The 26966-nt window shown below is 55.2% G+C and carries 30 protein-coding genes; 7 read left to right on the forward strand and 23 right to left on the reverse strand.

What is annotated here, in order from left to right:
• Positions 1-3: 3 nt before the first annotated feature.
• The 8 genes from KNP84_RS02305 to KNP84_RS02340 form a co-directional block, all read right to left on the reverse strand.
• The gene (locus KNP84_RS02305) at positions 4-579 is read right to left on the reverse strand and encodes a DUF6470 family protein (protein WP_215114134.1); all 576 of its coding nucleotides are present in this window, start codon (positions 577-579) and stop codon (positions 4-6) included.
• 3 nt (positions 580-582) lie between these two features.
• On the reverse strand, positions 583-1512 hold the full coding sequence (flgL, locus tag KNP84_RS02310) for a flagellar hook-associated protein FlgL (RefSeq protein ID WP_058764211.1): 930 nt from the start codon (positions 1510-1512) through the stop codon (positions 583-585).
• A gap of 6 nt (positions 1513-1518) precedes the next feature.
• Positions 1519-3012 (reverse strand): flagellar hook-associated protein FlgK, encoded by a 1494-nt coding sequence (gene flgK / locus KNP84_RS02315; protein ID WP_215114135.1) that lies wholly within the window; start codon positions 3010-3012, stop codon positions 1519-1521.
• Between the two features lie 12 nt (positions 3013-3024).
• Entirely contained in the window at positions 3025-3381 is a 357-nt protein-coding gene (flgN, locus tag KNP84_RS02320) for a flagellar export chaperone FlgN (protein WP_215114136.1), read from the reverse strand.
• A gap of 112 nt (positions 3382-3493) precedes the next feature.
• Positions 3494-3745 (reverse strand): flagellar biosynthesis anti-sigma factor FlgM, encoded by a 252-nt coding sequence (locus KNP84_RS02325; RefSeq protein ID WP_215114137.1) that lies wholly within the window; start codon positions 3743-3745, stop codon positions 3494-3496.
• 24 nt (positions 3746-3769) lie between these two features.
• Positions 3770-4114, reverse strand: coding sequence for a hypothetical protein (locus KNP84_RS02330; RefSeq protein ID WP_021066555.1), 345 nt, complete (start codon positions 4112-4114; stop codon positions 3770-3772).
• A gap of 58 nt (positions 4115-4172) precedes the next feature.
• A complete protein-coding gene (locus KNP84_RS02335; protein WP_215114138.1) occupies positions 4173-4841 on the reverse strand; it encodes a ComFC family protein in 669 nt (222 codons plus the stop codon).
• Positions 4838-5995, reverse strand: a complete 1158-nt coding sequence (locus KNP84_RS02340; protein ID WP_215114139.1) for a helicase-related protein — start codon at positions 5993-5995, stop codon at positions 4838-4840. Before KNP84_RS02340 ends, KNP84_RS02335 begins: the two co-directional genes overlap by 4 nt.
• A 183-nt stretch (positions 5996-6178) precedes the next feature.
• Here KNP84_RS02340 and KNP84_RS02345 point away from each other — a divergent pair, with 183 nt between their 5' ends.
• On the forward strand, positions 6179-6904 hold the full coding sequence (locus tag KNP84_RS02345; protein ID WP_215114140.1) for a hypothetical protein: 726 nt from the start codon (positions 6179-6181) through the stop codon (positions 6902-6904).
• Between the two features lie 35 nt (positions 6905-6939).
• Here the strand turns inward: KNP84_RS02345 and KNP84_RS02350 are convergent, their stop codons facing one another.
• From KNP84_RS02350 to KNP84_RS15325, 7 genes are all read right to left on the reverse strand, one after another.
• Entirely contained in the window at positions 6940-8280 is a 1341-nt protein-coding gene (locus tag KNP84_RS02350) for a hemolysin family protein (protein WP_251131108.1), read from the reverse strand.
• Between the two features lie 174 nt (positions 8281-8454).
• On the reverse strand, positions 8455-10089 hold the full coding sequence (gene treC / locus KNP84_RS02355; RefSeq protein ID WP_215114141.1) for an alpha,alpha-phosphotrehalase: 1635 nt from the start codon (positions 10087-10089) through the stop codon (positions 8455-8457).
• Between the two features lie 83 nt (positions 10090-10172).
• On the reverse strand, positions 10173-11621 hold the full coding sequence (gene treP, locus KNP84_RS02360; protein WP_214756316.1) for a PTS system trehalose-specific EIIBC component: 1449 nt from the start codon (positions 11619-11621) through the stop codon (positions 10173-10175).
• Positions 11622-11823: 202 nt separating this feature from the next.
• Positions 11824-12489: a trehalose operon repressor gene (treR, locus tag KNP84_RS02365; protein ID WP_251131139.1), complete on the reverse strand. Its 666-nt coding sequence runs from the start codon at positions 12487-12489 to the stop codon at positions 11824-11826.
• Between the two features lie 91 nt (positions 12490-12580).
• On the reverse strand, positions 12581-13429 hold the full coding sequence (locus KNP84_RS02370; protein ID WP_058764224.1) for a DegV family protein: 849 nt from the start codon (positions 13427-13429) through the stop codon (positions 12581-12583).
• A gap of 94 nt (positions 13430-13523) precedes the next feature.
• Complete coding sequence (locus tag KNP84_RS02375) at positions 13524-14216, reverse strand: response regulator transcription factor (RefSeq protein ID WP_021066543.1); 693 nt, start codon at positions 14214-14216, stop codon at positions 13524-13526.
• Positions 14217-14241: 25 nt separating this feature from the next.
• Positions 14242-15366 carry a sensor histidine kinase gene (locus KNP84_RS15325; RefSeq protein WP_201455031.1) on the reverse strand — a complete coding sequence of 375 codons (1125 nt, stop codon included), beginning with the start codon at positions 15364-15366 and terminating at the stop codon, positions 14242-14244.
• 174 nt (positions 15367-15540) lie between these two features.
• On the opposite strand from KNP84_RS15325, the gene KNP84_RS02385 reads away from it, so the two are divergent.
• Together KNP84_RS02385 and KNP84_RS02390 are read left to right on the forward strand one after the other, a co-directional pair.
• Positions 15541-16182, forward strand: coding sequence for a YigZ family protein (locus KNP84_RS02385; protein WP_058764228.1), 642 nt, complete (start codon positions 15541-15543; stop codon positions 16180-16182).
• 41 nt (positions 16183-16223) lie between these two features.
• Positions 16224-17246, forward strand: coding sequence for an LCP family protein (locus tag KNP84_RS02390; protein ID WP_215114143.1), 1023 nt, complete (start codon positions 16224-16226; stop codon positions 17244-17246).
• A 48-nt stretch (positions 17247-17294) separates the two neighbouring features.
• Here the strand turns inward: KNP84_RS02390 and KNP84_RS02395 are convergent, their stop codons facing one another.
• The 5 genes from KNP84_RS02395 to KNP84_RS02415 form a co-directional block, all read right to left on the reverse strand.
• Positions 17295-18347 (reverse strand): glycosyltransferase family 4 protein, encoded by a 1053-nt coding sequence (locus KNP84_RS02395; RefSeq protein ID WP_021066539.1) that lies wholly within the window; start codon positions 18345-18347, stop codon positions 17295-17297.
• A 124-nt stretch (positions 18348-18471) separates the two neighbouring features.
• Positions 18472-18885 carry a Rok-like winged helix domain-containing protein gene (locus tag KNP84_RS02400; RefSeq protein ID WP_021066538.1) on the reverse strand — a complete coding sequence of 138 codons (414 nt, stop codon included), beginning with the start codon at positions 18883-18885 and terminating at the stop codon, positions 18472-18474.
• A gap of 218 nt (positions 18886-19103) precedes the next feature.
• Positions 19104-19769, reverse strand: coding sequence for a beta-phosphoglucomutase (gene pgmB, locus KNP84_RS02405; protein WP_021066537.1), 666 nt, complete (start codon positions 19767-19769; stop codon positions 19104-19106).
• A gap of 200 nt (positions 19770-19969) precedes the next feature.
• Positions 19970-20287, reverse strand: coding sequence for an Asp23/Gls24 family envelope stress response protein (locus tag KNP84_RS02410; protein ID WP_242686694.1), 318 nt, complete (start codon positions 20285-20287; stop codon positions 19970-19972).
• 91 nt (positions 20288-20378) lie between these two features.
• On the reverse strand, positions 20379-21434 hold the full coding sequence (locus KNP84_RS02415; protein WP_029594987.1) for an acyltransferase family protein: 1056 nt from the start codon (positions 21432-21434) through the stop codon (positions 20379-20381).
• A 277-nt stretch (positions 21435-21711) separates the two neighbouring features.
• Here KNP84_RS02415 and KNP84_RS02420 point away from each other — a divergent pair, with 277 nt between their 5' ends.
• A complete protein-coding gene (locus KNP84_RS02420) occupies positions 21712-22200 on the forward strand; it encodes a hypothetical protein (protein WP_029594986.1) in 489 nt (162 codons plus the stop codon).
• Here KNP84_RS02420 and KNP84_RS02425 read toward each other — a convergent pair.
• Together KNP84_RS02425 and KNP84_RS02430 are read right to left on the reverse strand one after the other, a co-directional pair.
• The gene (locus tag KNP84_RS02425; protein ID WP_021066533.1) at positions 22197-22796 is read right to left on the reverse strand and encodes an alpha/beta hydrolase; all 600 of its coding nucleotides are present in this window, start codon (positions 22794-22796) and stop codon (positions 22197-22199) included. The genes KNP84_RS02420 and KNP84_RS02425 overlap by 4 nt on opposite strands.
• The gene (locus KNP84_RS02430; RefSeq protein ID WP_058764237.1) at positions 22793-23737 is read right to left on the reverse strand and encodes a VOC family protein; all 945 of its coding nucleotides are present in this window, start codon (positions 23735-23737) and stop codon (positions 22793-22795) included. The genes KNP84_RS02425 and KNP84_RS02430 overlap by 4 nt, the downstream gene beginning before the upstream one ends.
• Before the next feature lie 117 nt (positions 23738-23854).
• On the opposite strand from KNP84_RS02430, the gene KNP84_RS02435 reads away from it, so the two are divergent.
• The 3 genes from KNP84_RS02435 to KNP84_RS02445 all read left to right on the forward strand — a co-directional run bounded on the left by KNP84_RS02435 (position 23855) and on the right by KNP84_RS02445 (position 26417).
• A complete protein-coding gene (locus KNP84_RS02435) occupies positions 23855-24745 on the forward strand; it encodes an ABC transporter ATP-binding protein (RefSeq protein WP_021066531.1) in 891 nt (296 codons plus the stop codon).
• The gene (locus tag KNP84_RS02440) at positions 24735-25928 is read left to right on the forward strand and encodes an ABC transporter permease (RefSeq protein ID WP_021066530.1); all 1194 of its coding nucleotides are present in this window, start codon (positions 24735-24737) and stop codon (positions 25926-25928) included. The genes KNP84_RS02435 and KNP84_RS02440 overlap by 11 nt, the downstream gene beginning before the upstream one ends.
• A 63-nt stretch (positions 25929-25991) precedes the next feature.
• Positions 25992-26417, forward strand: coding sequence for a hypothetical protein (locus KNP84_RS02445; protein ID WP_021066529.1), 426 nt, complete (start codon positions 25992-25994; stop codon positions 26415-26417).
• 38 nt (positions 26418-26455) lie between these two features.
• On the opposite strand, the gene KNP84_RS02450 is transcribed toward KNP84_RS02445, so the two are convergent.
• Complete coding sequence (locus KNP84_RS02450) at positions 26456-26944, reverse strand: SMI1/KNR4 family protein (protein WP_214835340.1); 489 nt, start codon at positions 26942-26944, stop codon at positions 26456-26458.
• Positions 26945-26966: the final 22 nt, after the last annotated feature.

Below are 26966 nucleotides of genomic sequence, written 5' to 3' on the forward strand. Positions count from 1 at the left end.
CTTTCAACGCGTCTCATCATACATGCCACCGACCGGCCACATCTCGAGCGATGCCTGTTGACGGAGCGAGATGTCCGTCGTCCATGGCGTGAACGAGATGTCGGCCGGGGTGAGTGATACATCAATCTGTGCCGGCGTCAGGTTCCACTCGATTTTGACATCCGCCGGCGTATACGTCAACTTCACGCGGTCGAGCGACTTCGGCATGAAGTCCATGTCGACGACCGGGTACGGGGTGCTCGTCTTCTCGGCGGCCATCGCGGCAATCGGGTTGCCGTTCTCGATGCGCATGAGCCGGTCCCCGTCCCGGGCCGTGGTCGATGTCGCTTCCCGGGCTGCCTGCTCCCCGAGCTGACCGAAGTGGCGGCCGAGCTCGAGTGCGGCTTTCAAGTTGCTTTCACTGCGCGCGACCGACGAGTCAATCTCGAGCGTGCCGCCTGTCGTCTGTTGGGTCATCTCGACCTTGCCTTGCGTCATCGACACATCGGCCCGGCCTTGCCGCATCTCGAGGTGGGGCCGGTTCGACGTGATTTGGATGGCGGCCTGCGTCTGCCGCATCTCAAGCCGGGCGATATTCATCGCTTACCGGAGGAAGTCGAGGAGCGTCGGTTGGATGATACGCGCCCCGGCCGATAGTGCGGCCCGGTGCACCGTCTCGTGAGACTTAAGCTCCATGATGACTTTTTCGATGTCGATGTCCTCGTTATCGGACATGATTGTCTTGGCGATAATCTCATGTTCTTGCAGGCGGTTGTCGACGAGTTCTAACCGGTTGGCACGCGCGCCGAGTTCGGCCCGCTCCGTAATCAAGTTTTGGGCGATGACGTCGAGGTCAGCGAGCTCGTTCGAGAGCACTTCACCAGACGTGTTCGGGTCGGCCAATTTCGAGACGAGGTCGTGGAGTCCAGCGAACACGTCGCTCCCGAACACCGTCTCCGGCTGCATGTTCACTTGAACGGTGATGCCTTTCGATACTTCGAAGGCGACTTTCCCGCTCGCGGCAGGTGCCCCGCCTGGGTAGATGCTGTTGACGTCCCCGTTCGGGTCGGCAAGGAACGCCTTCAAGGCGTCCATATCGACGAGCGGCTGGTCCGTCTTCGTGCCGTTGTAAATATATTTCTCGCCCGACTTCGCGTTCGCGAGCGAGCCGATGTGTTCAATCAACTGATTGACCTCACTCTGGATGATTTGACGCTGCGACGACTCGTATGTGTCGTTTGCCGCCTGTGTCGTCAATTCACGAATCCGTTTGACGGCTTCCGTCACTTCGTTCAACGTCGAATCGGTCAAGTCCATCCAGCTCGTCGCCTCGCTGACGTTGCGGCGGAACTGGTCGACCTCGCGAACCTCGGTCCGGTAGCGCATACCTTGCATAGCGACGACCGGGTCCTCGGACGCCTTCTGAATCCGTTTCCCGCTGATGAGCTGTTCCTGGACTTGGGCGAGCTTGTTATAACTGCTCGATAAATGTTTCAAGTTCGTCTGTGTGAGCATCGTCTGTGTGACTCGCATCAAGCATTACCTCCCTACGACACCCATGCCGTTGATGATTTTGTCGAGCATCTCGTCGACGGCCGTGATGTTGCGGGCCGCCGCGTTATAAGCGTGTTGATATTGAATCATCATCGTCATCTCCTCGTCGAGCGACACGGCGCTCACCGCTTGGCGGCGCTGGTCCGAGCTCGCCATAAGCGCGAACGTGCTCTTGGCGAGGCGTCCGCTCTGGTCGGCGGCGACGGCCATGTTGCCGATGACGTTCTGATAGTATTTGCCGATCGACGTGTCCGTCTGGACCGATCCGTCGAAGCTGAGCGTAGCCGACTTCAAGTTCGCCAGAGCAAGGGCCCCGCTGCCGTCCCCGATATTGCCGTCTTGAGACGCGGCAATCAAGTCGAGGTTGTTCATGACGGCGTTACTCACTTTAATCGTCGCAGCGCTCGCCGTCCCATCGAAGAAGTTCGCCGTGCCGGCGTTTCCTTTGGCGTCCCTGTTGTTGCTGTGGGCCGTGTTGAACGCCGAGGCGAACTTGCCGGCCATCTCGTCTAAGTCTTTCAGCATCGTCGCGTAGACGCCGTTCACGCTACCTGATTCTGGCGTGTCCGTGCCGTACATCTCGACGAGCGCTTTCCATTTGCCGTTCGGCATCGTGGCGTGCGTGAGTGCCACGTCCGCTCCGCTTGCATCGGTCATATCGAGACCGTCGAACGATCCGACCGTGCCGTTGATGCCGTCAACGAGTTTGTGGTCGACGCCATTGATTGAGACGATGATGTCGATGCGGCCCTCAGCGACTTTTTGTGAGTTACCGCGCGACTCACCGTTCGTATAGTCGACCGGGACGCGTGTGAAGTCCATGTATTGGGCGAGCTCGTCCATATAGCGGTCACGCTCGTCATACAGTTCATTCGGAAGCACGCCGAGCGGCTCCGCATCCCCGATTTGACGGTTGACCTGACTGATTTTCGTCATCAAGTCGTTCACTTTCTTGACGACGACGTCACCTTCTGAGGCGAGGTCGGCCTGCACTTTTTGGAGCGAGGACGACATGTAGTTGAACGTCTCCGCGAGCGTCATCGCCCGTTGGCGCACGACACTACGTGCGCCGGCATCATCCGGGTTGACCGACAAGTCTTGGAGCGAGGCCCAGAACAAGTCGAGCGATTTGGCGAGTCCTGTCTCGGAAGGCTCGTTGACGATATCCTCCATCCGACCGAACGCCGCCTCTTTTGTCGCGTAGTAGGCGTTCTTCACCGACTCGTCGCGGTATTGCTGATCAATCATCAAATCGCGGATTCGGGCGAGCGTCTCGCCGCGTACACCAGTCCCGAACTGCCCGGCCTTCGTTCCCCCGAAGTTGACGCTGAGTTGTTCGGTCATGCCGAGTGACAAGCGTTGGCGCGAGTACCCCGGATTCGAGGCGTTGGCGACGTTATTCCCCGTCGCCTGGAGCGCCCATTGGTGCGTCGTTAAACTGCGTCGCGCCGTTTCTAATCCCATAAATGTTGAACCCATCAAACTTCCTCCTTATACATCCCGGCTGAACGAGCGCGTCTCGAGCGCCTGTTGACCGTACGTGAAATCATCTGCCTCTGGCATGAGCATGTCCAAATGCCATTCGATATACCGGAGCGACTGTTCGAGCAGGACGGCGTTCAGTTCATTCTGCCGTTTCAGCTCGAGAACGACCGGTCGTAACGCTTCCTTCTCTTCATCGTCCAAAACGAGCGTTCCTTGAAGTCGTTCCGCTTCTTTTTGTTTGATTTGTCGGAGAATCATCGCCTCTTCCTTGACGAGTGCGCTAAAAGCGGGCATATCCCCGTTGACGAGCAGTCGTTCTTTGTCATAAGCCAGTTCGAGTAAACGTGTATGTAATGTGAGCATAAGTCTCTCCTTTGTCCAAAAAAAGAGCCGACTAAAGAAAGGGTGTCCCTTGTTTAGTCAGCTTCCGTGCCATCTTATTTATGCGAAGGTCTCCCTCGGACCCCGCTTTCATTCATCCTTGTAGAAAGCGTTTGGCGATGTCGCGCGCGTCCCGTGAATACATCCCGGCGTTAATCTCCGCCTTCAAGGCGTTGATTTTTTCCAGGCGCTCCGGGTGTTTCACCGGTTCTTCAAATCGGGCGCGGGCTTCGGCCGATATCGATAATTGGTCCGTTTGGTGTGTCAGCTCGGGCTTCGTCTCAGGTTGCGTTTTCTTCTCGTAAGTGTTCGGTAAGTGTACCCACTTTGCAGAATCGATGCGCATACGTGTCCCCCCTCTTCTCAGTTGTTAATCCAAACGATAAGCGCGAACGCTCTGTTTCGTGGCGGTGGCTTGTAGCCCTTTCAGTTCTTGCTGCATGTCGGTCTGACAGTCCGCGCATACCTTTCCTTGGTTCGTCGGATTGCCGCAACGGATGCAGGCGATGTTCAGTGACGGATTGTCCTTGATGATCAGGCGTCCTTCATGGATGTATCGCGTGATATCAAGTTCGGAGACGCCTGTCGCTTCGACGAGGGCTCCGATCGTCGTCTGTTTGTTGGCGGGTTCGCGGATGAAGTCCCGGACTTTCAAGAAGTTTTGGAAATCGACTTCCGCGCAGGATGGGCAGTATGGCGAGCGGCTTTGTTTCATGAACAGCCGTCCGCACGTTTGACAAGTTGTTGCTTCCACAGTCATTCACCTCTGTCCTTTATATCGGACGCATTTTTAATTTGTTTAGCGTCCGGAACAGGCAAACGGCAGAAACTTGTTCCGCCCCGGCCCGGCGCAAGGTGAGCGCCGCCTGATGGAGCGTCGTCCCCGTCGTATAGACGTCGTCGACGAGGACAATTTTGCCACAGCGTGGCAAGTGCTGTACAGCGAACGGATTCGTACGGTGCCGCCTTTCTTCTTTCCCAAGTTCACGCTGACTCGAAACCTCGGATTTGACGAGCACCTGCTCCGTCGGTCCAATCATCCTTGCGAGCAGCTCCGCCTGATTGAAACGCCGTGTCCGCATCCGCTTCTCACTGAGCGGAATCGGGACGTAGACGACCCCTGGTTCTCGCGTCGCCCGCAGCACATTGCGTAGCTGTCTCGCCAGAACGACGTCGCCGCCGAACTTATAACGGTGGAGCCAATTCGCTCCCGCCTCGTCATAAGCGAAGAGCGAACGGACGGTCAAGTCGAGGCCAAGGGCGAGCCAACGGATACAGTCAGGACACGTCGCCCCGTCCGTGGTCGGGTGACCGCAGCGCGGACAACCCGCGACGAGCGGCGTCAACATTCCCTCACAGTCCGGACAGACCCAGTCTCGCTTCAACAACGTCGCCGGGCTCCACGGGACGGCGAACGGTTTCCGGCAGACGAGACAGTTCATCGCCGGTTCGCCTCTTCAATCTCGCGGATAGCTTTATCTTGGCGGAACGTGCGCTCGTCGTAAAAGAAGACGACGTCCCCGGTCGGCGCGGTCGGTTTGCGCCCGGCCCGGCCCGCCATCTGGATGAGGGCGCGGGACGAGAACAAGGTGTGACTGCTGTCGAGGACGGCGACGTGAACCCCGGTCACGGTCATGCCCCGCTCCCAAATCGATGTCGCGAGCACGATTCCGTTCCTCGCCTCGAGCCAATCGAGCACGTCCGTCCGCTCGTCCCTGTCGGCCGAGACGGCTTGGTAGGCGAACCCGTTCGCCGCGAGCAGTTCCCCATAACGGACGAGGTCCGGTTTCGTCGGGACGAACAACAGACGTGGTGACGCCTCGTACTGGCGACAGAAGTCGAGGATGGCTGGCTCTGTCTCACGGATGAGCCGGGGCACGGGCAAATCGTGTCCATGATAGCGCCGGGACAGATGAACGGTCGGGAACTGGCGTTGCCAGACGGTCGGCGTCGCCGTCACGAATAAAAACAATCCTTTCCCGGCCCGGCGGAGCGTCCACCAGAGCGCGAGGTCGAAAGCGAACGGGAAGGCGTCGGACTCATCGACGAGAACGTAATCGAACACATGTCGCAAGTTCACGAGCAGCGGCGCCGTCGCGACGGTGATCATCCCAATCGTGTCCTTGTCCCCACCTCCGTAGCGCCGAGTGATCGGAACGGAGAAGGCCGCCTCGACCCGATCGGCCCACTCGATGGCGACGTCACGTCGTGGTGAGACGATGAGGACACGCTTCCCCTCATTCACGGCGCTCGCGATGACGGGGAACGTCATCTCCGTCTTCCCGGCCCCGCAGACGGCATGGACGAGCCCGCTCGTCCGAGATGCCCACCAAGCGAGGAGCTGTCGGCTGACGTGCTGCTGGTCACCCGACAGCTCGAACGGCATGACGAGGTCGGTCGTTTCCAGCGGCGTCGTGATGTCCGTTTCGGCAAGACGGTCGCATTGACAGACGCGACCGAGATGAAGGCAGTTGCGGCAATAGCGGCACTGCCCGTGATAGCATGTGTAAGAACGCGTGTCCGTGCTCAGACAGCGCTGGCAGACGCCGAATCGGATGGCGGGAGTTCCAACGGGTGACACGATGAGTTGACCCATAAGATCAGTCCTTTTTCTGTTGACGCTAGCATACAACCCTCACATCCACATGTCATGTTAGTCGATGGAACAGGGACGGCTAACGGAAAGACGTCCCTTCATTTCATTCTGTAGACGGAGGTGAACGAGCAAACGACCGACTATACTAGAAATAGACCAGTTATTGGAAATGAGGCAACTATGATGTTTAAACGACCCATCCACAACATCTTGACCGGTTTAGGCATGCTCGGCGTCTTCTTTGTAGGATGGTGGGGCTGGTATGTCTTTGACGGGAGCGACAAAGCGGAGCAACGCGCAATTGAGACGGCACAGGAGTATGTCAACGTCACTTACCCGGATCTGTCTCTTCATGTATCGGACGTCATGTATTTATCACTCTACGATCCGAAATACCACGTGACGATGTCTTCTGACACAAGCGTCGATACCGAGTTCGTGGTACGAATCACCCGAGGCGGCCATGTCGTCGATGACAGCTATGAAGAAGACGTCGTCTCAAAGGAAAACACATACCGACGCATCAGCGAGGCTTATGACGCTGCCGTTCAACAGACAATCGCACCAACCTTTTCAGACCGCATCGATGTGATGACCGAACTCTCTGATTCAGCTTGGCGCGATGATGTGACTCACTTGCAACTCGATCAAGCCGTCGACCTCGAATTTTACGGAGCGCGCTACGGTATCCTCTCCCTATATGCGGAAGACGACTCCTATACATACGACGACGTGATCGCTCTACTGCAGGACGTGAAACGTGTTTCCGACGAGAGCAAGATTCCCTTCCATTCCGTCACGCTGCAAATCACGATCGACGGCAACGAACGTTATGCGGAAGGGATTCGATACAGTGACCTCGATTCGCCTCATCTGTTGGCACGGCTAAAACAACGGATGAGCGACTAAAAAAAGGCTCATCCGGTAACGGATGAACCTTTTTCTTATGCTTCTTGGACGTCGGGGCGGACGACGAGTCGCACCCTCTCCACGTGATTCTCCGTCATCTCGATGACGGTCAAAACGTAACGGTCGAACTCGAGCGTGTCTCCGACCTCATGCGTCTCGCGGTGGACTTGGAGCCAACCGCCGAGCGTATCGATGCCTTCGGACCGATCGAACGTGATGCCGAACCGCTCCTCGAGTTCTTCGAGCAAGACGCGCGTATCGATTTCGTACGTCATGTCGTCGACCGTATGAATCGGGTCGACCTCGTCCTCGTCGAACTCATCACGGATTTCTCCGACGATCTCTTCGAGCAAGTCTTCGAGCGTGATAAGACCGGCCGTCCCGCCATACTCGTCCAAGACGATGGCGATATGGGTCCGGGCCTCACGCATCTGTTTCAATGTATCTTCCAAAGGTGTCATTTCATGCACGACCGGAAGCTCTTTCACATAAGTGGAGAGATTGATGGACGGGCTGACCGCGAGTCCCATCAATACCTCTTTGACGTTGATGTAGCCGATCAAGTTGTCCTTGTCGCCGTCCTCTGTGATCGGGTAACGGGTGTATTGACTGTCCGCGAACGTCTCGAGCACTTCGGCCCGCGTCGCTTCGATATCAATCGCCTCGACTTTCGTCCGGGGCACCATCACGTCTTTCGTGACGTGTTGGTCGAACGAGAAGATGTTTTGCATCATCGCAAGTTCCGTCTGGTTGATTTCACCGCTTTGGAAACTTTGCGCCATGATGATCTTCAACTCTTCTTCCGAGTGCGCTTGTTCATGTCCGGCCGGTTTGACGCCGAACAATCCGAGCAACAATCGGGCCGATCCGTTCAACAACCAGATAAACGGGAACATGACCCGTCCGAACCAGAACAACGGTCGGGCGAAGATGAGCGTCATCCGTTCCGCATATTGAATCGCGAGCGTCTTCGGTGCGAGTTCCCCGATGACGACGTGCAAGAACGTCACGATTGCGAACGCGACGGCGAACGAGATAATCGATGCGAGCGACGCCGGGATATCGAACTCGTTAAACAGCGGGGTGAGCAATCGCACGACCGACGGTTCCCCGAGGAAACCGAGTCCGAGCGCCGTCACCGTGATCCCGAGCTGACACGCCGATAAGTAATAGTCGAGGTCAGACGCGACCTTTTTCGCGAGAATCGCCGACTTGTTCCCTTCCGCCACCAATTGATCAAGCCGCGACATCCGCACTTTGACGACCGCGAACTCCGATCCGACAAAGAATGCGGTGAGCGCGATCAATAGCGCCACCAACAACAATAATACCCAAATCGGGCCTTCCACTTCTCCGCCACCGCCACCGGCAGCCATTACGTGTGTAGAGTAGATCCTGTCCACATGTTCCTCGAGAGACTCGAGGGTCACCTCCATATAAATAGTTTACAAGGTCACACGACTGTGTTCCTTGCCTAATGAATAACCTACCATGATAGCCTGCCTCTCGGCAACTAAAAGGAGGCGCCCGCAGGGAACGCCTCCTGACACTTAATTTTGTTTATAGAACATGATCGCTTCATACGCCCGGAGCGACAGCGTCGTCCCGTCGAGCTGCGGCACGTCATAGTTGTGGCTGACGACGTCGGCATGCGTGAAGCCGGCCGGAATCTCATACGTCGTCTCCGGTCCGTAGAAGTTCGCGACGACGAGCACTTCCTCGTGTTCCGTCTTGCGCGTGTACGCCCAGACGTCGAGCGCGTCCGGCGTGAGAATCGTATAGTCCCCGTCCGTCAAGACGTCGAGCTCTTTGCGGAGCGAGATCAAGTTCTTGTAGTGATAGAATACCGAGTTCGGGTCGTCGAGCGCCGTCTCGACGTTCACGTCCGCATAGTTCGGCGCCACGTTGATCCACGGTGTCCCGCTCGTGAATCCGGCGTGCGGCGTCGCGTCCCACTGCATCGGCGTCCGCGAGTTGTCCCGCGACTTTTGTTTGATGGCGGCCATCATGTCCTCATGCGACACGCCCTGTTCGCGCTTCAACTTATAGACGTTGAGCGTCTCGATATCGCGGTACTCGTCGAGGGAGTCGAAGCCCGGGTTCGTTATCCCGATCTCCTCGCCTTGATAGATGTACGGCGTCCCTTGCAGGCCGTGGAGCACCGTCGCGAGCATCTTCGCGCTCTCGACGCGATGGTCGGTGTCGTTGCCGAAGCGGCTGACGACACGCGGTTGATCATGGTTGCACCAGAAGATAGCGTTCCAGCCTTTGCCGTGCATGCCTTCCTGCCACGTCGACATAATGTCTTTCAGTTGCACGAAGTCGAACGGTGCGGCGACGAACTTCTCCCCGTTCGGGTAATCGACTTTCAAGTGATGGAAGCTGAACGTCATGCTGAGCTCGCGCTCGTCCGGACTCGAGTAGCGGACGCAGTGGTCGAGCGTCGTCGACGACATCTCGCCGACCGTGATGACGTCGTGGCCGTCGAACACCTCGCGGTTCATCTCTTTCAAATATTCATGGATGCGCGGCCCGTCCGTATAGAACTTGCGGCCGTCCGAGTCGTCTTCCGGGAAGTCCTGCTGCTTCGAAATCAAGTTGATGACGTCGAGACGGAACCCTTTGATGCCTTTGTCGCGCCAGAAGCGCATCATTTCATAGACGTCCTCGCGCATCTGCTCGTTCTCCCAGTTCAAGTCGGCCTGGGTCACGTCGAACAAGTGAAGGTAGTACTGACCGCTCGCTTCGTCATATTTCCAGGCGTTGCCGCCGAACTTCGACTCCCAGTTCGTCGGTTCGTCGCGCCAGATGTAGTAGTCGCGATAACGCGCATCCCCGGCGAGCGACTTCTGGAACCATTCATGCTCGGTCGAGGAGTGGTTGACGACGATGTCCATCATGAGCCCGATGCCACGTGCTTCGGCCTCGCGGACAAGCTCGTCGAGGTCGTCCATCGTCCCGTATGATGGATCGATTGCGTAATAATCGCTGACGTCATAGCCGTTGTCGTTTTGCGGCGACTTGTACACCGGGGTCATCCAAATGTATTCGATGCCGAGCTCGGCCAAGTAATCGAGCTTCGCCGTCACCCCTTTGATTGAGCCGGTGGCATTGCCTTCCGGGCTATAGAAACTTTTCGGATAAATTTGATAGACGACGGATTTGCGCCAGTTTGGTTGTGTCATAGATATAGTCTCCTTTTGTAAGAGTTTTCATTTCGATAGGAAAAGGGGAAGAACCTCCGTCCCTCCCCTTGTCAGTAATCTTCTTATGCAACTTTGTTTTTTTCGATCTCGCCTTTTTTCATATAACGTTTCGACAGTGCGAGTGTCAACACGAACGGAATGACGAGGGCGATGACCATCCCGACGATGAAGATGAGAATCTTATCGGTGAAGATTGACAGGAATCCAGGAAGACCCCCGACCCCGACAGCGAACGCCTGGACGTCGTTCAACGTGATGAACACCGCCGCGACGGCCGACCCGATCATCGCCGAGTAGAATGGGAACTTGTTCGGCAAGTTCACCCCGAACATGGCCGGCTCGGTAATCCCGAAGAATGCCGAGATCGATGACGTCGACGCCATACTCTTTTGTTTGGCGTCGTGTTTGAACACGAGGAACATCGCGAGTGCGGCTGCACCTTGGGCGATGTTCGACAAAGCGAGCATCGGCCAGAGGAACGTCCCGTTCGTCTCCGCGATAAGTTGCAAGTCGATCGCGAGGAACAAGTGGTGCATCCCGGTGACGACGAGCGGTGCGTAGAGCAGACCGAACAGGAGTGCCCCGACGACCGGTACCGCTTCGAACACGTTGACGATTCCAGTTGCGATCACGTTACCGAGGCCGCGTGTGAGCGGTCCGACGATCGAGAGGGCGAGGAAACCGGTGATGACGATCGTCGTAATCGGCACGACGAGCAATTGAATCGCGTTCGGTACATGTTTTTTCAAGAAGATCTCAATGTGGCTCAAAATGAAGGCCGCGGCCAAAATCGGAAGAATCTGACCTTGGTAGCCGACTTTCTCAATCTCGAACAAGCCGAGAATGTTGAACGTCGGAACATCGCCTTCAAGCGCCGCTTGTCCGTAACCCCAAGCGTTCAAGAGGTCTGGGTGGACGAGCAAGAGACCCATGACGATCCCGAGCACTTCGCTGCCGCCGAACCGTTTCGTCGCCGACCAACCGACGAGTGCCGGAAGGAAGACGAACGCCGTATTCGCCATCATGTTGACGAGATCCCATAACCCTTGCAGATTCGGATACTCCTCAATCAAAGTCGCGCCTTCGACGAACAGTCCTTCTGAAGCGAGCAGGTTGTTAATCCCCATCAATAGACCGGCAACGATGATGGCCGGGATGATCGGCATGAACACGTCCGAGAACACTTTGACGAGCTTCTGGAGCGGGTTCATCTTCTTACCGCCCGACGATTTGACCTCGGCGACCGTCGCCGCTTCAAGCCCAGCGAGTTTGATGAACTCGGCGTAGACACGCTCGACGTCCCCGGCCCCGATGACGACCTGATACACACCCGAGTTTTCGAATGCGCCTTTGACGAGATCGGCTTCTTTCACTTTCGCTTCATTGACGAGCGACTGGTCTTTCAACGAAAGACGGAGCCGCGTGACACAGTGTGCCGCTTTGTCGACGTTATCCTTGCCCCCGATGGCTTCAAGGATATCCGCGGCGATTTGACGATAATCTGCCTTCATATTGTAGGCCTCCTTTGTTTGAAAGCGTTTGTTGAAAACGGTTACTTATGAGTACAAACAAAGTTTAACTTATATAGATAAGTCATGTCAACAACTTATCTATATAAGTTAGGTGTGACAACTATGTGACAGGCGTTCAGTATTTTTGTTCCCTCTTGCCTTGATTCAAAACGAAAAAAAGACTCCTTTCGAAAAAGGAGCCTTACCGGCGCGCCACATCGCTGAACTGGAACTTGTCGAGCCGGTGGCGGGACTCGGTATATTCGAACTGTCTGCCCTCATAGAGGAACGTGTCGTTCGTGATGACGATGACGTATTCATAATTGTGCAGGTCGAGCCGCAAGCGGTCGAGCTCGGTCACGTCCTCGGCCGCGATCTTCCGTTTGGCGTAACTGATTTGCATCCCGAGCTCGTGCTCGACATAGGCGTAAATCGATTGCGCGGCGATTTCTTCTGTCAGGCCGGGCACGAGGTCTTTGACGAAATAGTTCACGTCTAAGATGACGTTCTCACCATCGAAGTTGCGGACCCGCTCAATCCGGTACATCCGTGTCCCCGGCGTCAAATTCATTCGGTCGGCGAGCCACGCCGGCGCCTCGATGTCCTCGAACGAGGCGACCGATGTCTGAATCGAGCGACCGAGCATGCTGGCGTACACTTCGGAGAAACTGACGATGCCGTTGAACTGGAATTCGATTTGATCGCGCCGCAGGACGAACACGCCTTTCCCGTGATGCTTCCGGACGTAGCCGTGCTCTTGGAGCAAATCGAGCGCTTTCCGGACCGTCCCTCGACTCGCCTCGTACTCGTGCATGAGTTCGGTCTCGGACGGCAGTTTCGACTCCGCCGCATACTCGCCCGTCTTCATCCGCTCGGCGAGGCGCTCATAGATTTGACGATATTTGGCCACAGGCTCACTCCTCTCTATCGAAAAAGACGACCAGATGGCCGTCTTTTGTTTACCATTCGCGGCGATACCACGTGATGCCGATTGCGCCTGGCCCAAGGTGTGTCCCGATGACCGGTCCGAAATGACCGCCCGTGACATGCGCCTGCGGAAACTTCTGTTTCATCGAGGCGATCTCCTCGGCCTGACGTTCCGGGCAGTTGGCGTGGATGATGCCGATACAGTAGCCTGTCCCGTCGCCTTGAATCGACTGTTCCATCATCTCTTCGATGCGACGGACCGCCTTCTTGTACGTCCGAATCTTCTCGAACGGGACGATCATCCGATCTTGGAAATGAAGCACCGGTTTGATTTGAAGGAACGACCCGACGAGCGCTTGCGCCGCGCTGAGTCGGCCGCCTCGTTGGAGGTGGTCGAGGTCATCGACGACGAAGTACGCCCGAATCAACTCGCGCATCTTTTCAAGGTGAGCCATGATTTCTTGCGCCGACGCGCCTGCATCGCGTAAATGAATCGCTTCCTCGACGAGGAACGCTTGAGGCATACATGAGATCTCCGAATCGAATGCGTGAACGTTGACGTCGACCATGTCGTTCAAGGCGATCATCGATTGATACGTCCCGCTGATGCCGCTCGAGAGCGTGATCGCGATCACGTCCGTCACCTCGTTCGGGAGACGCTCAATCAGTTCAATCGTTTCACCGATGCTCGGCTGGGACGTCGTCGGCAAGTTCCCTGCCTCGATCCGGTCATAAAAAGCCTCGGTCGTGATATCGACGGCTTCGCGGAACGACTCCCCGTCAAAAATCACGCTGAGCGGTGCGACGTGGACGTCGTGGCGCTCACAAAATTCGGCCGGCAAATAGGCGGTACTGTCGGTCAAAATGGCTATGTTTCCCATGCTATATCCTCACTTTACATCGTTTCATTTTCCAATTGAATGTGGATTCCATTCCATATTGTAGCATAAAAACGATATATTGCATCGGAAGAGGTCAAATCTCAACCCATCCGCGACGGATGGCATCGACGACGGCTTGTGTCCGGTCGTTCACTTCCATCTTGCGGAGCACTGACGAGACGTGGTTCTTGACCGTCTTCTCACTGATGAACAGCATGTCGCTGATATCACGGTTCGAGCGGCCCTCGGCGAGCAAGTGTAACACTTCGACTTCACGGCGTGAGAGTAATTGGTAGACCGGGTCGTCAGTTCGGCTCTCGACATTACGACCGGCCTGTTCGCCTTTGAATTGGAGCAAGCGACGGTACTCTTTCAAGACGTTCGTCGTCACTTTCGGGTGCAAGTAGGCCCCGTCCTTCGCGACTGAGCGCACGGCCGAGATTAGCTCGGTCGATGCGACTTCTTTGAGCAAGAACCCAGATGCCCCGGCTTCGAGTGCATGCGTGATGTACGACTCATCGTCGTGGATCGACAAGATGAGGACGCGCGTCTCTGGTGAGAGCACGGACAACTGCTTCGTCGCCTCAATCCCGTTCAATTCCGGCATGTTGATGTCGAGAATCAAAATTTCCGGCTTGTGGTCCGCGGCGATGCGAATCGCCTCGATCCCGGTGCGCCCTTCGGCGACGACCGTGAACTCGTCCTCTAAATCAAAAATCCGTTTCAAGCCTTCTCGAAACAGCTCATGGTCATCCACAATCGCGATGCGTGTTTGTAATTGTTCCATCTGGATACTCCCCCTTGTTCTTGTCTTACGTGATCGGAATCGACATGCGGACGACTGTCCCTTTGCCGACTTCCGAATCAATGGTCATGCTTCCGTTCACCAGCTCGATCCGTTCTCGCATCCCCACGATCCCGAATGACTCTTCGCCAATCGAACTCGGCACGAATCCGACCCCATGGTCGCGTACATGAATATGTATCGCATCATGCGCTTGCTCGACGTTGACGATAATCTCCGCCGTCTTCGAATGTTTGATCGCGTTTTGGACGGCCTCTTGGACGAGCCGGAACACGTTAATCTCCAATTTCTCAGGCAGTCGGGCCCGCGACCCCCGGTAGTTGAGCCGGGTCTTGATGGCCGTGTATTCCTCAGTCTGATGGAGATACCGTTCGAGCGTTGGCAAGAAACCGAGGTCGTCAAGCGACATCGGACGAAGGTCGTAGATGAGACGCCGGACGTCGACGAGCGCGCCGCGGATGAGGCGTTTCAGCTCGTGCAGTTCGGCGAACGCCTCGTCTTTCCCCCGCTTGTCGAACGTCTTCTCGATCAAGTCGGCCCGAATCAAGATGTGAGCAAGCGATTGCGCTGGTCCGTCGTGCATTTCACGGGCGAGGTGGCGCCGCTCACGTTCGGCCGCTTCAAAGACGCTGATTGCCATCTCTTGCTTCTTCATCATGTCCGAGTACTCTTGTTGCAGGTCGTCCCGCAGGAAGTTCAGCACGACGGAGACGCGGCTGACGAGCTTGTCGGCCCGCTCAATCGTGTCCTCGAGGATGAGCAGGCGGCGTTCAAGGTCGTTGCGACGCTGTTGGCCGGCCATCTCTTCTTTTTGGATGAGAAAACGCTCGAGCTGCATTTGGTTGGCGCGTTCGTACGCCTCCCGAATCTCTTGCTCGCTATGTATATGAAACTTCTTGCTCACTTGGACGAGTTTGTTCTTCGCCGCTTTCACGAGCAGGTCGAGCCGTTCCGACTCCTCGATGTAAAACTCAATCTTTTGCGTCAACTCTTTCAGTTCGTTCTGAATCAACGAATATTCGTTGGCCGAACTCTCGGTAATCCGGACGATCTCCTCTTTACTTTCCGTCACCGTATCAATCATATTTGTTATGATATGTTCTAAAGCTGTACGATCGGTAATATGATTCACGATGCCATCCCCTAATAATTCGGTAGTAAGTCCTCATCTATTCCTATTATCGTCTGCGGAACGTTCGTTTACAGTAAAACTTGGAGGCTCTCCTTCCCTTTCGCCGCAACTGGCGTTGACGCCTACTTGAATTTTAAAAAAAATATTCAAAAATAGAAAGGAGAATTTTCAGAAATGTCTGCTGAACAAAATTATACTATAAAACAAGACGGAGAATACGAGGTCGTCATTCAAAAGTCAAAATTTATCGCCCACTTCAAACGGGTCACGTCCGAAGAGGAGGCGCAGGCGTTCATCCAAGCCATCAAGAAGGCGCATTGGAACGCCAATCATAACTGTTCGGCCTATATCATCGGCGAACGGAACGAGTTCCAAAAAGCGAACGATGACGGGGAACCGAGCGGGACGGCAGGGTTGCCGATGCTCGAGGTGCTCCGTAAACGCGAATTGAAGGATACGGTCGTCGTCGTCACCCGCTACTTCGGCGGCATCAAGCTCGGCGGCGGCGGACTCATCCGCGCTTACGGCGGCACGGTGAGCGAAGGGCTCGACGCGGTCGGCATCGTCGAACGCATCCCGATGCAACGCTTGACGCTCACGGTCGATTACGGTTGGATCGGCAAGGTCGAGAACGAGCTGCGGCAATCGTCGTACCTCCTCGACGACATCGTCTACGCGGACACCGTCACGTTCCACATCTCGGTACCGGTCGAAGAGACCGACGCCGCCCTCGCCTGGCTCGTCGATTTGACGAACGGCCAAGGAGGACTCGAGACCCAGGACCAACGTATCATCGAACGTGATTTTGTGCGGTAGGTCACGTATACTAAAGGAAACGAATGAAATGAGGAGACGACATGGAACAAGACTCCCGCAAGAAACGTCCCGTGTGGAAAATCGTACTGCTCGTGCTCGGCCTCGTCCTGTTGATTGGCGGGTCGGCCTTCGGCTACTTCGTCTATAAGGCGAACCAGACGGCGGAGAACACGAACAGCGAACTGACACGCGGGGACAAGTCGGACCGTCGAGAAGAGACGGTCGATTTGACGAAAGATCACTTCTCCGTCTTACTCGCCGGCGTCGATGGCGGCGCCTCGCTCGAAGAAGGACGGACCGACTCGCTCATGGTGGCGACGTTCAACAAGGAATCGCGCCAAGTGACGCTCGTCAGCATCCCGCGCGACTCGTACGTCGATATCGTCACGACTGACGGTGAGTTCAAAGACAAAATCAACCATGCCTACGCCTACGGTGGCATCGACACGACGATCGCGACGGTCGAGAAACTGTTCGACATCCCGATCGACTACTATGCGACGATCAACTTTGATGGCATCGAGGATCTCGTTGATGCGGTCGGCGGCGTCGAGGTCGATGTGCTCGTCCCAATTTCCGGGCGGGCGACCGGCAACGTCGAACTCGAACCAGGTGTCCAGACGCTAGACGGCAAGGAAGCGCTCGCCTATGCGCGCATGCGCAAAGACGACCCTGAAGGCGACGTCGGACGGGCGAAGCGTCAACAGCAAGTGCTCGAGGCCATCATCAATGAGGCGACGACGATCAATTCGTTCACGAAGCTAAACCGGATCATGAATGCGGTCGGCGATAACATCCGAACGAACATGTCCCTCTCCGAGGCGTCCCAGTTGCAGCCGTATACGAAGTCGCTCCGCTCGTTCAACCAGGAGACGCTCGCAGGCGGCGACTTGACGCTCGGCGGCGTCTACTATTACGAGCTCGACCCGGCCGACTTGAGTGAGAAGCGCTCGCTCTTGAAAACCGAGCTCGGCCTCCCGCTCACGGCGGAAGATCATGACAACGGGACCGGCGACGGTTTGAATGAAACAGAAGACGGTTTCAGCGAAACGACGACCTACTGACCAAACAAAAGCCCAAGGACACGATGTCCTTGGGCTTTTGTTGATGCTTCACGTCTTCGGTCGTCCGAGCAGACGCCGGGACGTCTGGATAATCGGCTTATAGTTCGGGTGAATCAACTCGGTCGACTCGACGATCAGCTCGATGACGATCAGGACGATGACGAACGTGATGATGGCTCCGAGCATCGTCGTCTTCGCGAACAGAATCGAGGCGATGCCGAAGAAGAACGTCATCCCATACATGAGCAGGACGGCTTGCCGCGTCGTGAAGCCCATATCGATCAACTGGTGATGCATATGCGACTTATCAGGCGACATCGGCGGACGCCCTTGCACGAGCCGGCGGACGATCGCAAAAATCGTGTCCGAGATCGGCAGACCGAGCAAGAGGACCGGGACGACGAGCGAGAACAGCGTCACGTTCTTGAATCCGATCAAGGAGAAGACGGCGAGCATATAGCCGAGGAAGAGCGCCCCGGTGTCGCCCATGAATATCTTCGCTGGATAGAAGTTATGGACGAGAAAGCCGAGCGTGCTCGCCAGGAGCAACAGCGCCATCATCGTCAAATAAACGTTCCCTTGGATGATTGCGAGCAGCGCGATCGTCCCGAGGGCGATGCTCGAGACCCCGGCGGCGAGTCCGTCGAGACCGTCGATCAAGTTGATGGCGTTCGTGATGCCGATCAGCCAGAGCACCGTCACCGGGATGCTCCACGAACCGAGATACAGCTGTTGGTCGAACGGCAGGTTAATCAATTCGATGCGCATGCCTGAGTTCAAGACGATGACCGTCGCGATCATCTGGCCCATCAGTTTGACGCGGGCCGTCAGTTGGAAGCGATCATCAATCAAACCGGTCAACAGGATGACGACTGCTCCGATCAAGATGGCATCGTTATAACGGCTCGTCGGCAACAGGAGCGCATAGCCGATAAAGAAAGCGATGAAGATGGCGAGGCCGCCGATCCGTGGCATCGTCCGTAAATGTACTTTTCGGGCGTTCGGGTGATCGACCGCTCCGATCAGAAAAGCAAACCGGCGAACGAGCGGCGTGATCAAGATGGCCATCACAAAACTGACCAACATGGCAATCCATAACATGGGCCAACGTTCCTCTCTCATAAAAAAATAGACTCTGGCGAATTATAGCATATTTCCCGTGAGGCGAGACGTATCAGAAATGTTACAACAAAAAATCCCGACGAGTGAATCTCGTCGGGTCTGGTCAGGCGTGGGCCGGGTGCGTCGTCACGTCATCCGTGGCTTCGTATGTATATAACCCGCGTCCTACTTTTTTGATGTCAGGATTGACGGACTCGATTTTCACCATTAGCTGGTAAATATTGCTAATGTGGTGACGATAACGCAACTCGAGCTCCATTTGAATGTCCCGCACGCTCATCGTCTTCCGTTCCTTCAACAGGTCTGTTACCTGATGGACATAGACCTCGAGCGGATAACGTTGATTGACGCGACGTGGGCGCATTCGTTTCGACGGATCGAGTAGCGATTCTTCTTCCCGCTTGTTCCGGTTCAGTTCCGAAATCAAATACTCGGCCCGGCGTTGCAGCTGGCGATACGACTCTTCGATCTCCATCAGTTCCCGATAAATATTTTCATTCACGTTTGTAGATTCCATGCACAAATCCTCCTCTACACCTAATTGATGTTCCCCATCACCCAAATTCATCAATTATTACCAGTTATTACTTGTTCCCATATAAAAGTGTAACGGTTTTGTAATGTACTTGTCATCTATTTTTAGGCATTTCTATCTATTTTAGGTCTTTTGGACCAACACAAAAAGATGACGACTGTTCGGGGCAGTCGTCATCTCACGGAAGATGATCGTAGTCTTTACGCGCCGACGCGTTCGAGGATGCGTGCGAGCGAGAGTTCATCGGTCGAAGAAACGATGAGGTCTGCATGACCGAGCATCGACTCTTCCCCGACGGCGACAGCAAACATGTTTGCCGCTTTGATTGCAGTTACGCCTGCAGCTGCGTCTTCAACGCCGATGGCATGTTCGGGTTTCACGCCAAGGGCAGAGGCAGCCTTCAAAAACACTTCGGGATGTGGTTTTGATTCGGCGACAGTTGCTGCATCGACAATGTGATCGAAGTAATGACGGACACCAAGTGCGTCTACGACCGCGAATGCGTTTTTAGAAGCCGAAGCCATTCCGATTTTGAGACCAGCCTCTTTAATTTCATCGAGGAATGAAATGATGCCCGGCAACAAGTCAGCTGAAGAGATGTGTTGAATGAGTTCAACGTAATGCTCGTTCTTCTTCTGTGCGAGTTCCGCTTTTTCATCCGGTGTGAAATCGTCCTGTCTTCCACCGAGCGCGAGGATGCGCTCGAGCGAGTCCGTCCGACTCACGCCTTTTAGCGTCTCATTGAACTCGCGGTCAAACGGAATATCGAGCTCTTCTCCAAGTTGTTTCCAAGCGAGGTAATGGTACTCCGCGGTGTCAGTGATGACACCGTCCAAATCAAAAATGACTGCTTCAATCGTCGACATACATGCTTTCCGCCTTTCCTTCTAATGCTTCTGTCGTCAGACTACATTAAGGGAACTTGACAAGTACCCGTTGCACGATTGGTCATTGATGCAAACGGTTGCACTTGTTCGATTTCTATTATAAATGAAAAAGCCATCATCATGCAACCGCTTTCGCAAAAAAATAAAAAAGCAGGAGAAGCAGGTGCTTCTCCTACGACTTATAATTGGATTCCGACGACTTTCACGTTCACCGATAACGGTGTCATGGCAAGCATCGTGTCCATGTCTTGCGTGATGCGTTCTTGCACGGCCGTCACCGTCTTGACGATCGATTGACCGTACGCGATGTAAAGTGACAAGTTGATTGTGACGCCTTCTGACGACTCGTCGACTTTGACGTGCTTCATGAGCGCGCGCTCTGACAATTTCGTATCTTCTTGTGTGAACGACACGTATTTCGTCTCTTTGACCACGACAGCGGCGATCATTTCCACGACGTGGCGTGAGACGTTGACGTCTCCTTCAGTGCTGTGCATTCCATTTTCGTATGGCATGGTGTCACTTCCTTAACTCTAGTTTCGCTTCCCATCTTAAAGTGTAGCGGAAAACCGCCATTTAGAAAAGGGTTTACGATTTCACGTCCTTCATATCTTGGGCACGGCGAACGTCAATCTCGACGAGCGGCTTCAACAGCTTGACGACCGGCGGGCTGATAATCACCAGGACGATCAAGAAGGCGACGCCGAACAAGACGAGCAATTGGAGCCACGACGTCGGCATGAAACCGGCTGGGATGAACGCCTTCCAGGCGACGACGAGGAAGACGTGCACCAAATAGACGTAGAGGCTATACTTCCCGGCCCGGGTGAACACCGGCAGTTCACGCCCTGGAATCATCAAGGCGAAGCTGATCGCCATAAGAATCGACACCGTGTAGACGATCAAGAAAGCGAACGGCCCGCTCCAAATCGCCTCCGGCACCGCCGACTCATAGGCGAACCGGAATTTGAACAAGTTACCGATATGATAGAACGTACCCTCCTGTTGGAAACTCATCGAGGCGAGTAGCCCGAGCGTGAGCGTCGTGAAGACGGCAAAACCGCCAATCCGGTAACGGTTGCGCTGCTCGGCCCGCTTCGGCAATTCAAAGAAGTTCAACGTGTTCCGTTCGCTCATCCAGTTCCCGATCAAGAAGAACGGGTAGAACATGATGACTTTTCGCAGCGCGAAGAACCCGGTCGACTCAGCTTGGAAGCCGAACAGGAGCGCGAACAAGAGCGCGAACAGCACGTATCCTTTCAATTGTGTCACGTACGGGGTGATGACGTACCAGATGATAATCGCCATCAAATACCAGAGCGCCCAATACGGCGTCAAGATGTTCAGTGCAGGGTTCTCGAGTGATAAGAGCGGGATGCCCTCGGTGAAGGCGAACCACGAGCCGAGAATCACTTGCCAGATGACGTAGACGACGAACAACTGGATGACGCGCAAATAACGGTTCTCCCGGAAGAAGTAACCGCTCAACATGATGAACAACGGCATGTGGAACGTGTATAAAAATAAATAGACCCATTTCGGCAGGATGTCGTCATACGCGCCGCGTACGTCGGTCAACAAGTGACCGAACACGACGAGCAAGACGAGCACGCCTTTAATATTATCGTACCAATGATTTCGCATGTCTTTCCCTCTAGTTCTTTATTAGTTTTCTGATGTTCTCTCTTTTTTGCCTCATCCATCATAGCCGATTTTTTGAGCTGATGAAATTACGATTCCACAAAAAAATGATGACTTCACTGTCATCATTCCCCGGATTTGCCCTCCGCAAGCCGAAACGTCAAGAAATCTTCAAGCTAGAGCACGTTTCGCGCGTATTCAAATAGACGAGAGTGGGTACAGTATAGTATAGTAGTCTTACTAAATAATCAGAATATTCTAATAAAAGGAGGTGTGGAGAATGGCTTCCGTCATCCGTAACCGTCATCATATGGTGCATGACCCGAAACGTTCATTCTCTAACTTCGGATTTTGGTGGTTCACCGGCGCCTTTTCCGTCGGACTGCTCATCGTCGCCTTCGAACCCATCCGGGAACGATTTACCGCCATCCATCCGATTCTGTCTGCCCTGTCGTTCGTGTTCATCTCGTTCTTCATCGGTGTCGCCATGAAGCTCGCCCGGGACGTCTGGTGGCTCAATTACTTGCTTGAGCGCACATCGAACCGGTATATGTACATCGGCGCGGATACGCTCCGCGGTTGGCAGTACACGCTCGACTCCATCTGGTTATTGACCCGCACGTCACAAAAAAAGCTCGGCCGATTGTATATCCAAATCGACCGAACCGTTCGTTCTGAAGAGGCGAAACGTCTGTTCGCCGCCTATTTGATTGATCGAGGTGTGCTCGTCGTCTATTCGAGACCACCGAAACCGAAGAAGATGGCTTAACCGAGGAACGGTTCTAGCCATGCCCGAGCTGCCTCGACTTCTTCCATGCGCAGCTCGTGCCCACCTCCGTGATAGAAGAGTTCGACGTCCGCTCCGGCACCCCGTAGCGTCGACGTGAGCTCTTCTGTTTCTGTTTTCGGGCAAATCGGGTCACGCTCCCCGGCCGAGATAAACACGTTCGCACCAGCGAGGTCCGGTAACGTGAGCGAGCGGTCCGGGACCATCGGGTGGAACAAGAGCGACGCGTGGAATGCGTTTTGTCGGTACAGCGCCGAGCCGATCAAGTTGGCGCCGTTCGAATAACCGAGCGGAATCATCTTGTCCCGGTCGATGCCGTACTCTGTCGTGGCGTCATCCAAGAACGTCAAGAACCGTTCCGTCTGTTTCTTCAAGTCCTCGAGGTCGAGTACGCCTTCCGCGTGACGGCGGAAGAAGCGGGACATGCCGTTCTCGAGGACGTCCCCGCGCAGCGTCAAAATGTTCGCCTCCGGGGCGAGGATTCGAGCGAGCGGAATCAAGTCCTGTTCCGTCCCTCCTGTTCCGTGCAATAAAACGAGTGTCGTCTCGGTCGTGCCTTTGATGAATTGATGAATCATGTCATGTCTCCTCTCGGGATTGTAATCGTCGGTAACGTGCGAGTGATCGCCTCGCGGTCTTGTTCGAACCAAGCCGGGAGTTTGAGTGTCGAGCCGAGGCCTTCCAAGCTCTCGTCAATCAAAAAGCCAGGGGCATCGGTCGCCAGTTCGTGAAGAATTCGGCCGCCGTCATGGAAGTAGACCGAGCGGAAATAATGACGCTCTTTCACTTCGGTCGGGCGTAGCCCGAGCTCGAAGATGGCGTCTTGCCATGAGGCATAGTCTTCCCCGTCATTGATGCGCCAGGCGATATGATGGACCGTCCCCGAACCAGGAACCCCGTTCGGCAGGATGGTCTTTTTCACGTCGATGACGTTGCCGTAGTCGGCCGTCGCCTCAAGGCGAATCCATTCTGAATCTTCCCCTACCGTCTCAAAGCCAAACAGCCCCGTCAACAGGCGAACCGTCGCCTCCGGGTCTTTCGACAACAACGTCGCCCCGGCAAAACCAACAATCGCCTCGCGTGACGTCACGCCCGGCACGACCCAACTTGTCTGTTTCGTACTGGTCCGGGCGACAAGCTCGACGACAAGTCCGTCCGGGTCTTCAAACAGGAGCGACGGCTCGCCGAACCGTTCGGTCGCGACCGTACCGACGCCATGGTCGTTCAATCGTTTCTCCCAGAACAACAGACTGCCTTCCGGGACGAGATAAGCCGTGACCCCGACCTGTCCGCTGCCGACGCTACCTTTGCCGATCCCAGGGATCGGGAAGAACGTGATGACCGTCCCCGGCGCTCCTTGCTCGTCCCCGAAGTAGAGGTGATACGTGCCCGGGTCGTCGAAGTTGACCGTCTGTTTGACGAATCGAAGTCCGAGGACATTCCCATAAAAATCTAATGTACGTTGTGGGTCTTTCACCATCGCCGAGATGTGATGGATACCCGCTGATTGCTTCGTCATGTCATGTCCTCCTTTTTATTATCTTGATTTCAAGATAAATCATTTTTGAAGAAATGTGAAACTTTTTGCTCAACATGGCGTACGCTACTAGTAGACACCTATAAGGAGGTACATTCTATGACGTTACAAATTGATCGTGTCTCGAAGCAGTTCGGCGACTTCACGGCCGTCGACGACTTGAGCTTTCATGTCCCAAAAGGCGAGATGTTCGGGCTGCTCGGGGCGAACGGCGCCGGTAAGACGACGACGTTCCGCATGATTCTCGACATCCTCAAACCGAGTGCCGGGACGATTACGTGGGACGGTCGCAACGTCGACCATCGCATCGTCGGCTATTTGCCGGAAGAACGAGGCCTTTATCCGAAATCACCCGTCCGTGACCAGCTCGTCTTCTTGGCTAGCCTGAAAGGCATGCGGCAGGCCGAGGCGAAGCGGGCCGTCAAGACGTGGCTCGAACGGCTCGAGATCCCTCAGTATGAGACGATGCGCGTCGAACAACTATCCAAAGGGAACCAACAGAAGATTCAACTCGTGGCCGCCCTGCTCCACAACCCGGAACTGCTTATTCTCGATGAACCGTTCAGCGGGCTCGACCCGGTCAACGTCGAAATCTTGAAACGTGAAGTGCTCGCGCTCCGTGACGCCGGGACGACGATCGTCTTCTCCAGTCACCGGATGGAACATGTCGAAGAGCTGTGCCAACATATCGGCATCTTGAAAGGCGGCCGTGCCGTCGTCAGCGGCGACGTCCCGACGATCAAAACTCGTTACGAGGAGCCGGTACTATTCATCGAGACCGATCGCCCGGACCTGCTTCAAGCCCTCCCGGTCGTCCGGGCGGTCGAACCACATAAGGACGGCCATTTCGTTCGGCTCGACTCGTTCGACGACAGCGATGCGGTGCTCGGTGCCCTCGTGGCGAACGGGGCCGCCATCAAGACGTTCATGCGCCAGCCCGTCTCATTAAACGACATCTTCATCAAGGAGGTCGGCCAACATGTTTCATAACTTCGGACCACTTTACTCGTTCACGTTACGCTCGAAACTGCGCTCGAAGGCGTTCCTCATCTCGACGCTGTTGACGATTCTGTTCATCTTCGGTTTCACGAACATCGACCGATTGCTCGCGAATTTCGAGGACACAGACCAGGCGCAAGCCATCCTCGTCACCGACAATAATGAACTGACGACTCTCATGCAGTCGCTCGGTTATGAGGACATCGAATCGTCCGCGATCTCCGAGTCCGAAGCGCGCGCTGGGCTCGATAACGGCGACTATGAGATCGTCGCCTTCATCGAAGGGGATTCGGCCCGCGTTTTATCGGAACGGCCGGAACCGGATTTCACGACGGTGTTACAGACGGCGCTACGCGAAGTCCGGAACGCCGAACTGATTGAGGCGTCGAACATCGATCCGACCGTCCTCGCGGCGTTGAATGAGCCCGTGACGGTCGAGGAATCGTATCTCGGCCGCGGCGGAGAGAACTCGGACGAGCTGTTCTCGTCGTTCGCCTTCGTCTACGTCATGCTCATGTTGCTCTACGTCTCGATTATCACGTACGGGTCGATGATTTCGACCGAGGTCACGACCGAGAAATCGTCGCGCGTCATGGAGCTCATCATCTCGACGACGCATCCGGTGACACACATGCTCGCTAAAATCTCGGCCATCGGGACACTCGCCCTGCTCCAAATCGCCATCTTCCTCGGCTTCGGTTACTTCAGCGCCCGCAGCAACGAGATGGCCCAGTCGGTCATCGACAACGCCGGCAACGTCCGCGCCGTCGTCTATCTGTTGACGTTCTTCACGCTCGGCTATCTGCTCTATGCGGCCATGTTCGCCGTGCTCGGCTCGCTCGTCAGCCGGGTCGAGGAGTCGCAACAAATGACGATGCCGGTCATCATGCTCCTCGTCGCCGGGTTCCTCGCCGCCATGTTCGGTTTGAACAATCCGGAGGCACCGATTGTCACGATTCTGTCGTACGTGCCGTTCTTCACGCCGATGCTCATGTTCCTTCGCGTCATGCTCGTCGATGTCCCAGTGTGGGAAGTCGCGTTATCAATCGGTATCATGATTGCCACAATCGGTGTGATTTTGTGGGTCGGCTCGAAATTTTATCGCGGCGGCGTCTTGTTCTACGGCAACAATGCGATTAAACAATGGCGACAAATATTACAGAATCGACAATAACGTTTACAGCATTTTCGTTTTCGTATACTCTAAAGAATGTGCAAAATGAGGAGGAAACGAACTATGCGATCACGATTACTCGCAGCTTTAATCTTTACTTTCATGACGACGCTCACGACGTTCATCTGTTATACCGTCTTCTTGGACGCCGATGCGCTGTGGCAAATCTTGCTCGCATACGCAGGAAGCACGTTCCTCGGGACGCTCGCTTTTTGGTATCCGGTCAGCCGGCGTCCGGAGACGTCGCGGTTCGGCGGCGCGTGGATCGGCATCTTGATCACAGCAACGACGCTTATCGGATTCACCGCAATCCGCTTCACCGTTCGTGGTGACGCCGCGTCCTTACTCGACTGGCAGACGATGCTCGCGAGCCTCGCCTATACGTTCGGTTACGTCGGCTGGGTGCTCACGATTCTCAATATCGTGCTCGGCTTCCTACTTGCCGGGACACGACCGAAAGTACGCTACGACGCGCGCATGGCGCGTTAAGCGACAGAACGGCCACCCATTCGGGCGGCCGTTCTTTTTTATACTCGAAACCAGTTCCAGAACGAAGCACCTTGTGCCACAATCACATAATCCAACCAATCCGAAAAATTGAAGGGCAAGCGGTTCAACCTAGCGTCCTCTTCATCAAAGCTCAAAAACTCCCCAATCCACATCCGATTTTCCTTCTCGCTTATGTATTCACAAACCATCCATTCTCCGTCACGCCCCGCCCCCACCGGCAAAAAAGGTGCCGGACATTCCCAAAGCTTTTGGTGCTCAAGGATTTCATCGATCGAGAACAATTCGATTGCTCCGCCGTATTCCGGGTCTTCGAACAGTTTGGCTCCGTTCTGTTCGATTAACCATGAACGGACCGCTGCCGGTGTTTCTTTTGGCAACCGCTCTAGCTCCGTCGCAGTAGCTGGACCGTTGAAAGAGAATGCCAACTGGTTCACGTATCCTTCTTCTAACTGGACCTCCAACCGGTTGTTCACCAATCGTTCTTTCAGTGCTTGAACAGCAATCATCACATTTCTCCTTTCATCCATA

Origin of the sequence: Exiguobacterium sp. s70, from assembly GCF_018618315.1 — a bacterium.
In the GTDB taxonomy this organism is placed as follows: domain Bacteria; phylum Bacillota; class Bacilli; order Exiguobacteriales; family Exiguobacteriaceae; genus Exiguobacterium; species Exiguobacterium chiriqhucha.

Excerpts from the sequence above, each read along its gene's own strand:
- KNP84_RS02450 (WP_214835340.1), bottom strand. The coding sequence starts at position 26,944 with ATGATTGCTGTTCAAGCACTGAAAGAACGATTGGTGAACAACCGGTTG.
- KNP84_RS02435 (WP_021066531.1), top strand. The coding sequence starts at position 23,855 with ATGACGTTACAAATTGATCGTGTCTCGAAGCAGTTCGGCGACTTCACG.
- KNP84_RS02345 (WP_215114140.1), top strand. The coding sequence starts at position 6,179 with ATGTTTAAACGACCCATCCACAACATCTTGACCGGTTTAGGCATGCTC.
- treR (WP_251131139.1), bottom strand. The coding sequence starts at position 12,489 with ATGAAGACGGGCGAGTATGCGGCGGAGTCGAAACTGCCGTCCGAGACC.
- KNP84_RS02445 (WP_021066529.1), top strand. The coding sequence starts at position 25,992 with ATGCGATCACGATTACTCGCAGCTTTAATCTTTACTTTCATGACGACG.
- KNP84_RS02430 (WP_058764237.1), bottom strand. The coding sequence starts at position 23,737 with ATGACGAAGCAATCAGCGGGTATCCATCACATCTCGGCGATGGTGAAA.
- pgmB (WP_021066537.1), bottom strand. The coding sequence starts at position 19,769 with ATGTCGACGATTGAAGCAGTCATTTTTGATTTGGACGGTGTCATCACT.
- KNP84_RS02340 (WP_215114139.1), bottom strand. The coding sequence starts at position 5,995 with ATGGGTCAACTCATCGTGTCACCCGTTGGAACTCCCGCCATCCGATTC.
- KNP84_RS02395 (WP_021066539.1), bottom strand. The coding sequence starts at position 18,347 with ATGTTATGGATTGCCATGTTGGTCAGTTTTGTGATGGCCATCTTGATC.
- KNP84_RS02385 (WP_058764228.1), top strand. The coding sequence starts at position 15,541 with ATGTCTGCTGAACAAAATTATACTATAAAACAAGACGGAGAATACGAG.
- KNP84_RS02410 (WP_242686694.1), bottom strand. The coding sequence starts at position 20,287 with ATGCACAGCACTGAAGGAGACGTCAACGTCTCACGCCACGTCGTGGAA.
- treP (WP_214756316.1), bottom strand. The coding sequence starts at position 11,621 with ATGAAGGCAGATTATCGTCAAATCGCCGCGGATATCCTTGAAGCCATC.
- flgN (WP_215114136.1), bottom strand. The coding sequence starts at position 3,381 with ATGCTCACATTACATACACGTTTACTCGAACTGGCTTATGACAAAGAA.
- KNP84_RS02370 (WP_058764224.1), bottom strand. The coding sequence starts at position 13,429 with ATGGGAAACATAGCCATTTTGACCGACAGTACCGCCTATTTGCCGGCC.
- flgL (WP_058764211.1), bottom strand. The coding sequence starts at position 1,512 with ATGCGAGTCACACAGACGATGCTCACACAGACGAACTTGAAACATTTA.
- KNP84_RS02350 (WP_251131108.1), bottom strand. The coding sequence starts at position 8,280 with ATGGCTGCCGGTGGCGGTGGCGGAGAAGTGGAAGGCCCGATTTGGGTA.
- KNP84_RS02335 (WP_215114138.1), bottom strand. The coding sequence starts at position 4,841 with ATGAACTGTCTCGTCTGCCGGAAACCGTTCGCCGTCCCGTGGAGCCCG.
- KNP84_RS02330 (WP_021066555.1), bottom strand. The coding sequence starts at position 4,114 with ATGAAACAAAGCCGCTCGCCATACTGCCCATCCTGCGCGGAAGTCGAT.
- KNP84_RS02420 (WP_029594986.1), top strand. The coding sequence starts at position 21,712 with ATGGCTTCCGTCATCCGTAACCGTCATCATATGGTGCATGACCCGAAA.
- KNP84_RS02440 (WP_021066530.1), top strand. The coding sequence starts at position 24,735 with ATGTTTCATAACTTCGGACCACTTTACTCGTTCACGTTACGCTCGAAA.
- treC (WP_215114141.1), bottom strand. The coding sequence starts at position 10,089 with ATGACACAACCAAACTGGCGCAAATCCGTCGTCTATCAAATTTATCCG.
- flgK (WP_215114135.1), bottom strand. The coding sequence starts at position 3,012 with ATGGGTTCAACATTTATGGGATTAGAAACGGCGCGACGCAGTTTAACG.
- KNP84_RS02305 (WP_215114134.1), bottom strand. The coding sequence starts at position 579 with ATGAATATCGCCCGGCTTGAGATGCGGCAGACGCAGGCCGCCATCCAA.
- KNP84_RS02325 (WP_215114137.1), bottom strand. The coding sequence starts at position 3,745 with ATGCGCATCGATTCTGCAAAGTGGGTACACTTACCGAACACTTACGAG.
- KNP84_RS02400 (WP_021066538.1), bottom strand. The coding sequence starts at position 18,885 with ATGGAATCTACAAACGTGAATGAAAATATTTATCGGGAACTGATGGAG.
- KNP84_RS02415 (WP_029594987.1), bottom strand. The coding sequence starts at position 21,434 with ATGCGAAATCATTGGTACGATAATATTAAAGGCGTGCTCGTCTTGCTC.
- KNP84_RS02375 (WP_021066543.1), bottom strand. The coding sequence starts at position 14,216 with ATGGAACAATTACAAACACGCATCGCGATTGTGGATGACCATGAGCTG.
- KNP84_RS02425 (WP_021066533.1), bottom strand. The coding sequence starts at position 22,796 with ATGATTCATCAATTCATCAAAGGCACGACCGAGACGACACTCGTTTTA.
- KNP84_RS02390 (WP_215114143.1), top strand. The coding sequence starts at position 16,224 with ATGGAACAAGACTCCCGCAAGAAACGTCCCGTGTGGAAAATCGTACTG.